This is a genomic window from Acinetobacter sp. YH12236, from assembly GCF_013417645.1.
Taxonomy (GTDB): domain Bacteria; phylum Pseudomonadota; class Gammaproteobacteria; order Pseudomonadales; family Moraxellaceae; genus Acinetobacter.
The window spans coordinates 1-2738 of the sequence record NZ_VPDM01000017.1; the positions used below are offsets into that span (position 1 = coordinate 1).

At 39.6% G+C, this 2738-nt stretch carries 3 protein-coding genes and 1 pseudogene; all 4 read right to left on the reverse strand.

Features of this window, described 5'->3' with window-relative positions; all coding sequences use genetic code 11:
• The coding region (locus tag FTV14_RS09030) for an Ig-like domain-containing protein (RefSeq protein ID WP_180053793.1) at nucleotides 1-1395 on the reverse strand (1395 nt) is incomplete at its 3' end.
• Nucleotides 1396-1442: 47 nt separating this feature from the next.
• Nucleotides 1443-1826 carry an OmpA family protein gene (locus tag FTV14_RS16030; protein WP_373683963.1) on the reverse strand — a complete coding sequence of 128 codons (384 nt, stop codon included), beginning with the start codon at nucleotides 1824-1826 and terminating at the stop codon, nucleotides 1443-1445.
• Nucleotides 1827-2285: a hypothetical protein gene (locus FTV14_RS16035; RefSeq protein WP_257219774.1), complete on the reverse strand. Its 459-nt coding sequence runs from the start codon at nucleotides 2283-2285 to the stop codon at nucleotides 1827-1829.
• 208 nt (nucleotides 2286-2493) lie between these two features.
• Nucleotides 2494-2738: pseudogene (locus tag FTV14_RS15920) on the reverse strand (IS110 family transposase); the annotation flags it as partial.

The following is a 2738-nucleotide window of genomic DNA, read 5'->3' on the forward strand; positions in this document are numbered from 1 at the left end:
ATCTGTTCCTGCCTCCGCAGCATTCACAATGTTGTCCGCTGTAACCGCATCAATGCTGAGCGTCGCTGTCGGTACTGTCGTGTCAACGACATAGCCCTTATCAGATGTCACTGTCGCAGGGTTGCCTGCGACATCATGAACCACCACACTGCCTGCGATTGATTTGTCACCATCAGCCAACAAATCACTACCTGCTACAGCAACACTCCAAATACCGTCTGCCTGAACCTTAGCCGTGTATGTTTTCTCGTGGATGGTCAGAGTGACGATATCGCCCTCTGTAAATTCACCAGTCACTTGACCAGTCAACGTCACATCTGTTCCTGCCTCCGCAGCATTCACAATGTTGTCCGCTGTAACCGCATCAATGCTGAGCGTCGCTGTCGGTACTGTCGTGTCAACGACATAGCCCTTATCAGCTGTCACTGTCGCAGGGTTGCCTGCCACATCATGCACCACCACACTGCCTGCGATTGATTGGTCGCCATCAGCCAGCAAATCACTACCTGCTACATCAACACTCCAACTACCGTTTGCTTGAACTTCAGCAGTGTACTGTTGATTGTTGATGGTCAGAGTGACGATATCGCCCTCAGTAAATTCACCGGTCACGTTACCAGTCAACGTCACAGTTTTTCCTGCTTCCGCAGCATTCACAACGTTGTCCGCTGTAACCGCATCAATGCTAAGCGTCGCTGTCGGTGCTGTGGTGTCTAAGGTGAATTTAATGTCTGTCGAGGCTGAAACATTACCCGCTTTGTCGATTTGACGTACGCTGATGCTATTCTCACCTTCTTGCGCAACCGGTTTCTCACTAATCCAAGTCTTACCGCCATCGGTGCTGTATTCAACGGTCGCACCATCTTCAATACCGGAAACAGTATAGTCACCGTTATTGGTGATGCCATCTTTATTATCACTACCACTGTCGGTGGTTAAGCTCACACTCGGTGCAAAAGGTTTAATAGTATCTTTCTGAATATTTTTATCATTACCATCTTGTCCAACAATAATGCCACCAACAACACCCGCACCCACCAACCAAGGTAACAATCCAACAAGTTTACTACCCTCAACTGCTGGCAATAATGCTTCTAATCCTGAAATTTCTTTAAAACCAGAAAGACCATCAAACCAATAAAGAACACAACCATCTTCTTCAAAGACTAAATCTGATGTACCCCCTTCTGCATCCACAACAAAGAAGTTTTCAATAACAATAACTTCTCCATTTGTGAGCTTTAAAATTAAATTATTTCCATCACGAATGAATTCCGCAACATCATCACGATTCATTTTTGTATGAACAATGCTTGATTCTGACAAAACAATACGTTCAGCATGAACACTTACTTTATTGAGAGAGTCTTTTTCAATAACTATAAAATTACTCATCACAGATCCAATATATAAATTAAATAATTCTTAAACTTAAAAGCTAATTACTTAGATAAGCCCGTAATTTCAACCGTGACTCGACGATCTGGTTGCAAACATGCATGTAATGCTTCTAGCTGCTTTACATCAAAACAGCCATTGGTCACTGGTTGACGTTTGCCTGCACTTGCTGTCGAAATCACATTCCCTGCCACACCATTTTGAATCAATAGGTTACGCACCGTATCTGCACGTTTTTGCCCTAATTGATTGTTATAACTATCATTTCCCAAACGATCTGTATGGCCAACTAACTTGATTTGACTCACAGAAAAGAAATTGTTGCGAATTTGCGATGCAACTTCTAGTACTTCTTGACGACCTTTTGGTAATAAATAATTCAAAGAAGAACCGTCAAATTTAAATAAAGTATCTGCTGCTAGATCCACTCAAATTGTATGCTCCTGTGCAACAACATGTGGTTTTACCTCACAACTTAATGGCTGGCCATTATTGGCAATAAAAGGCATACCATCAGCTTTGACAGATAGGACTAATTCATTGCTCGCTAACTTCCCTACGTTCAAGTCAATATCACAACTCTGGCATGATGCTTCAGTGCAGTTTTTCACTTTGAAATTATACGTCTCAGGTTTTAATGAATATTGAGCCGAATTATTTATATAAAAATTTCCAGCTTTAATACTGTCGATATAAAATTCAATTGGGCAATTTTGATTCCCTTCTGTGTCGTCTGCACATAGAAAACCATCTCTTGTAACATTAAGCAATGTCGAGTAACCAGCCTTCATTTCCTGAAACCGCAACTCCGAGGGATGCCTATAATTTGATACACAAGCAGTTCCACCCATACATATTAAAACTAAAAGCAATAAAACCTTATACATTAACAACTCTCCGCAACACATTAATAATTAACATAAAGCCTCCATCATTAATGTGATAAAATTCACACTTCTTCATAATTATTGCACATTTGTATTGAATATGTATGTAATTTACAATTTATTTAACACGGCTTTGTTGCATAAATATGTAAGCAACTGATTTAAATAAATTTAATTTTGGATCAAAAAATAATCAAAACTTTTAAAATCATATAGTTATGAAATCTTTGTGCAACAAAGCCGTTTGCAGTAATTTCAAATCCTGTTTCAATGTTGGATCTTGATCTATGTGATTATTTATTAACTTATCAATATGTTCAAATTGTTGATTTAAATACTCAATATTCTCTTCAAGTAATTTAATCACAACAACGGAGGTATGAGTGGACTGCGCCTTTTCAAGTCGATTCTTTTCCTGCAATAGACTACCTAGATAGACATCTCGTCTGCCTA